Below are 5469 nucleotides of genomic sequence, written 5' to 3' on the forward strand. Positions count from 1 at the left end.
GAGGGACATCGATGGACGACATCTTCTCCGCGATCTGCCGGGAGGCGCTCGAGTCGAGACAGCGCGACGTGTCGTCGTTCGCCGACGCCGGGCTGCGCACGATCTCCGAGCGGTTCCAGCGGCGGATCCTGAAGCTCGACGACGGCTACTACATGCTCGGGCTCGGGCCGTACAATGCCGGTCTCGTCAAGCTCGACTTCGACGAGCTCCTCCTCGGACGCGAGGTGCCCGAGTTCATCGGCGTCGGGATGCCGGTCGGCGGCTTCCGCATCTCGGCGCCCGAAGCGTTCCTGAACGTCGAAGTCTCGCGCGTGCACGCGAAGATCTGGCGCCGCGGCACGCAGCAGGAGCCGAGCTATTCGATCGTCGACATGCGCTCGACGTGCGGCACCTACGTCAACGGAGACGAGATCCCGAAGCCGGACATCGAGGGCGCGAGCGAAAGCGACTGCGCGCATCCCCTCCGGTCCGGCGACTTTTTCTCGCTGGGACCGAGCGCGGTGAATCTGTTTCTGTTCTTCCAGAAGGGGTGAAGAGGAGCCGGCGCGGCGATACGCACGGAATATCCAGCGGACGCCGCGTCAGCGGTGGACGCGTCGGATCGCCGAGCACGCCAGTGCGAAGGCCGTACGGGCCCGTCTTCCCGCACGTCTCGCCACGCCGAAGCCTCCGGCGAAGGCGGGAAGCAATCTCCAAACAAACGCTCCCGGTCCCCGAGCCCGCTCCCGCGACGGTTTGACTCACGGCTTTCCTGCCGTTAGACTCCGTCGGTTTCGTCATCGAGGGCGGGAGGTTTCCACGTGTCTCATCAAAAAGTCTGGACGCGGGTCGGGCTGATCCTGGTCGTCCTCGTCGCGTCGGTCGCCGCGTACGTCGCGAGCGGCGTCTCGCGGGTGAAGACGGACGTCACGGGAGAGACGACCCCCGGCCTCAAGGATTACCTGAAAAACGGAATCCGGCTCGGGCTCGACCTCAAGGGGGGCATCCACCTCGTGCTGCAGGTGCAGACCGACGACGCCCTGAAGATCGAGACCGACGAGGCGGTCGCGCACATCAACGAGCAGAACAAGGAGCAGACGCTGAAGCTCGGCGCGGTGACGCGCACCGGCCCGGCGTCGTTCTCGGCGGTCGTCAACGCGGACACCGACATCGACAAGCTGCAGGACGCCATCAAGCGCTTCCTTCCCGGATGGCAATACTCGCGCCAGGGCACGACCTGGGCGTTCTCCCTCGGCGCGCCCGCGCGCAAGACCATGTCGGAGGAGGCGGTGCAGCAGGCGGTCGAGACGATTCGCAACCGCATCGATCAGTTCGGCGTCTCCGAGCCCGTCATCGCGCGGGAGGGAGAGAACCGGATCGTCGTGCAGCTCCCCGGCGTCGACGATCCCCGGCGCGTGAAGGACATCATCAAATCGACCGCGTTCCTCGAGCTCAAGCTCGTCGTCGCCGGGCCGTCGTCGGACCAGGCGTCGCTGCTCGCCCCCTCGGGCGGCCAGGTGCCGCCGGACGCCGAGATCGTCGAGGGGAACTCCACGGACCAGGACCCGACTTCGCCGAAGGTCTATTACCTGCTCCAGAAGGTCGCCGCGGTCACCGGGCGCGACATCAAGAACGCGCGGCCGTCGCAGGACCAGACCAACCGGCCGGCGGTCTCCTTCTCGCTCAAGGCCGAGGGCGCGACGAAGTTCGACAAGGTGACCGGATCGAACATCGGCAAGCAGCTCGCCATCGTCCTCGACAACCGGGTGCAGTCCGCGCCGCGGATCGACGGGCGCATCAGCGACTCCGGGATCATCACGGGGAGCTTCACCCCCGAGCGGGCGAACGACCTCGCGCTCATCCTGCGCTCGGGGGCGCTGCCGGCCGGGCTCGTCTACCTCGAGGAGCGGACGGTCGGCCCGTCGCTCGGCCTCGACTCGATCCGGAAGGGGATCACCGCCGCGGTCCTCGGGGCGCTCCTCGTCTTCGTCGCCATGGTCGTCTATTACCGGCGCTCCGGGTTCAACGCGGTGCTCGCGTTGATCCTGAACGCCATCATCCTGCTCGGCGTGCTCGCCCAGTTCGGAGCGACGCTGACGCTCCCCGGGATCGCCGGTTTCATCCTGACGATCGGCATGGCGGTCGACTCGAACGTCCTCATCTTCGAGCGGATCCGCGAGGAGCTGCGCGAGGGGAAGACACCCAAGACCGCGATCGACAACGGCTTCTCCAAGGCGTTCGTGACGATCATCGACACGCACGTGACGACCGTCGTCTCGGCGCTCTTCCTCTTCCAGTTCGGCACCGGGCCCGTCAAGGGCTTCGCGGTCACGCTGATCGTCGGCCTCGCGGCTTCGATGTTCACGGCCGTGTACGTGTCGAAGACGATCTTCATGCTCGAGTACGGCTCGCGCGAGCGCATCGAGAGCGTCTCGATCTAGCGGGCGACAGGACGGACGATGGAACTTTTCAGAGACACTCACATCGATTTCCTCCGCGTCAAGTGGATCTGCATCGGCATTTCCTGGGCGCTGATCGTGGCCGGGTTCATCTCGATTGCGGCGCACGGCGGGCTTCGGTTCGGAATCGACTTCTCCGGCGGGACGCAAGTCGTCCTGAAGTTCGCCGAGCGCCCCGACCCCTCGAAGATCGAATCGATCCTGAAGCCGCTCCACCTCGGCCTCGAGGGCGTGCAGCGCTACGACGCCCCGGAGAAGAACGAGGTCCTCATCAAGGTCAAGCAGCAGGCCCACGAAGGGCGCGACATCACCCAGGAGGTCTTCTCCGCGCTGTCGGCCGCCATGGGCGGTCCCGCGGCGGGGGGAAAGATCGACGTCAACGTCAAGGGGCACGACACCTTCGCCGCCAGCCTCGCGGCCGTCGACCCCGACAACGTGAACGGCAAGCTCGGCACGGCGGCGGCGCAGCATTACGCCGCGGTCGGCGACGCGATCGTGGCGTACCGCTCGCAGATCGGCCTCTTCCACTCGGCGGCCGACATCGACCGGATCCCGAACGTCTCGCCGGAGGCGAAGGCGTGGCTCAAGCAGAACACGGTCATCGGCCCGTTCACGGTGCTCTCGGCCGACAACGTCGGTCCTCAGGTCGGGCGCGACCTGCGCACCAAGGCGCTCTGGGCCGTGTTCCTCTCGACGGGCGCGATGCTCGTCTACATCTGGTTCCGTTTCGACGTGAAGTTCGGAGTGGGCGCGATCGTCGCGATCATCCACGACACCCTGATCACGATCGGGCTGCTGTCGATCTTCAACCGCGAGATCACGCTCGTCGTCGTCGCCGCGCTCCTGACCCTCGTCGGCTACTCGATGAACGACACGGTCGTCGTCTACGACCGGATCCGCGAGAACATGAAGAACAACCGGCGAGACCCGCTGCCGAAGATCATCAACGACTCGATCAACCAGACGCTCTCCCGGACCGTGATGAGCTCCGGCCTGACGTTCCTCGTCGTCGTCGCGCTCTTCTTCCTCGGGGGTGAAGTGCTGAGCACGTTCGCTCTGACCCTCGTGATCGGGATCATCGTCGGGACGTACTCGTCGATCTACGTCGCGGCGCCGATCGTCGTGATCTGGAACGAGGTCCAGGGCCGGCGCCGCCCCGCTCCCGCCGTCGCCGCGAAGGCTTCGGCGCCCGCGAAGACCGCGCCCCCGCCGCCCAAAAGCGCCCCGAAGGCCGCGCGCAAGTCGGGGAAGAGGTAATCTGCTCCGACGTAACGGGCCGCCGAGCTGACGATGGGGCCGCCGAGTTGAAGCGGACGCTTCGCGCCGCTTAGTGCCCCTCCCCGGAAATAGTGTGCCATTTGCGCCTGCGGCTTGCGGACGAGGGCCAGACGCGTCGTGGGAGCAGATGCCGTTCGCATCGGGCCCGCGACGCAACGCCGCCATCGTTCGCAATGTGCGGGCGCCCTTCGGGTTCGGGCGGCGCGGGGCAATCTGCGGCGCCGCCGCGATGAGGTCCCGAGCGACAGCCGAGGGATGGCAACGCATCGCCATCGTCGCGGCGACTGGCAGCTTACCCCGCGGCGCTCCGAACAAATGTCACGGTATTTCCGGGGAGGGGCACTTAACTCGGCGGGAGAAGAGACAGCGCTCGGACCGCCTGCTGTTGCGCCGTGCCTGAATCGTCCCGCTCCCGCGGCGTCGTCGTGGTCGGCGCCGGCGCCGCCGGGCTCGCCGCGGCGATCTTCGCGCGCCGCGCGGGAGCGCGGGTCGCCCTCCTCGAGTCGACGGGAACCCCCGGCCAGAAGATCCTGATCTCCGGCGGCGGGCGCTGCAACGTGCTCCCGTCCCGTTTCGAGCCGGAACGCTTCGTTTCCGAGACGCCTCGGCTCGCGGCGCGGCTCCTGAAGGCGTGGCGCCTCGAGTCGGTCCGCTCCTTCTTCGAGGAGCAGCTGCGAACCCCGCTCGTCCTCGAACCCGAATCGGGCAAGCTCTTTCCCGCCTCGAATCGCGCTCGCGACGTTCGCGACGCTCTCCTCCGCGAGGCGCAGGGGACGGGCGTCGAGCTGCTGCGGGACGCGCGCGTGGCCGACGTCTCCGGTCCGCCGCTCTCGGTGACTCTCGCGTCGGGGGAACGGCTCGCGGGCTCGGCCGTCGTGCTCGCGACCGGCGGCCTCTCGATTCCGCGGACGGGCTCCGACGGCGCCGGCCTCGCGATCGCGCGGCGGCTCGGACACCGCATCGTCGAGCCGTACCCGGCGCTGACGCCGCTCCGCACGGAACGGCCGGAGCACCGGGCGCTCGCGGGGGTCTCGCTCGACGTGGAGATCCGGGCCGGCATGCGCGGCTCGGCGCGGTTCTCCTCGTCCGGGGGGTTCCTCTTCACGCACGGCGGCTACTCGGGTCCCTCCGTGCTCGACGTCTCGCATCACGTCGTCCGGGACCCGGCGACCGTCCTGCGCGTTTCGTGGGCGGCGATCCGGGAAGCGGAATGGGAAGAGCGGCTGCGAGGCGTTCCGGGGTCCTCGAGCGTCGAGGGCGTGATCGCGCGAAACGTCCCGGCGCGGCTGGCGCGAGCGCTCGCGTCCGAAGCGGGGATCGCTCCCGGCGACCCGGTGGCTCGCCTGCGCCGGGAGGCGCGGATCCGCCTCCTCGAGTCGCTCACGCGCTATCGGCTTCCGGTCTCGGGCCACGAGGGGTTCGCCAGGGCGGAGGTGACCGGCGGCGGGGTGTCGCTCGAGGAGATCGACCCCGCGACCCTGGAAAGCCGCCGCGTCCCCGGGCTCTTCCTCTGCGGCGAGATCCTCGACGCCTTCGGACCGATCGGGGGGCATAACTTCCTGTGGGCGTGGGTCACCGGCCGCACGGCCGGCCTTGCCGCGGGGAGCAGGCGCGGACCATAGGGGTCGTTATACGGGCCCGTGCGAGCCGCCGTCAGGCGCGACGTACGCCACGGTACGCCTCGGGATCTCGCGCCCGGCCCGCATCCCGTCTCGCTCGGCTCTCGCCGCGCCTGGTCCTCCGTGGCGCAGCG

Annotated in this window: 4 protein-coding genes; all 4 read left to right on the forward strand. The window is 68.7% G+C overall.

What is annotated here, in order from left to right; translation table 11 throughout:
• A partial coding sequence (locus VKH46_09555; GenBank protein ID HKB71077.1) for an FHA domain-containing protein occupies positions 1-533 on the forward strand: 533 nt, incomplete at its 5' end.
• Between the two features lie 267 nt (positions 534-800).
• On the forward strand, positions 801-2420 hold the full coding sequence (gene secD, locus VKH46_09560; GenBank protein ID HKB71078.1) for a protein translocase subunit SecD: 1620 nt from the start codon (positions 801-803) through the stop codon (positions 2418-2420).
• 18 nt (positions 2421-2438) lie between these two features.
• Entirely contained in the window at positions 2439-3695 is a 1257-nt protein-coding gene (secF, locus tag VKH46_09565) for a protein translocase subunit SecF (protein HKB71079.1), read from the forward strand.
• Between the two features lie 413 nt (positions 3696-4108).
• On the forward strand, positions 4109-5338 hold the full coding sequence (locus VKH46_09570; protein HKB71080.1) for an aminoacetone oxidase family FAD-binding enzyme: 1230 nt from the start codon (positions 4109-4111) through the stop codon (positions 5336-5338).
• Positions 5339-5469: the final 131 nt, after the last annotated feature.

The organism is Thermoanaerobaculia bacterium, from assembly GCA_035260525.1.
GTDB lineage: Bacteria > Acidobacteriota > Thermoanaerobaculia > UBA5066 > DATFVB01 > DATFVB01.

Excerpts from the sequence above, each read along its gene's own strand:
- secF (HKB71079.1), top strand. The coding sequence starts at position 2,439 with ATGGAACTTTTCAGAGACACTCACATCGATTTCCTCCGCGTCAAGTGG.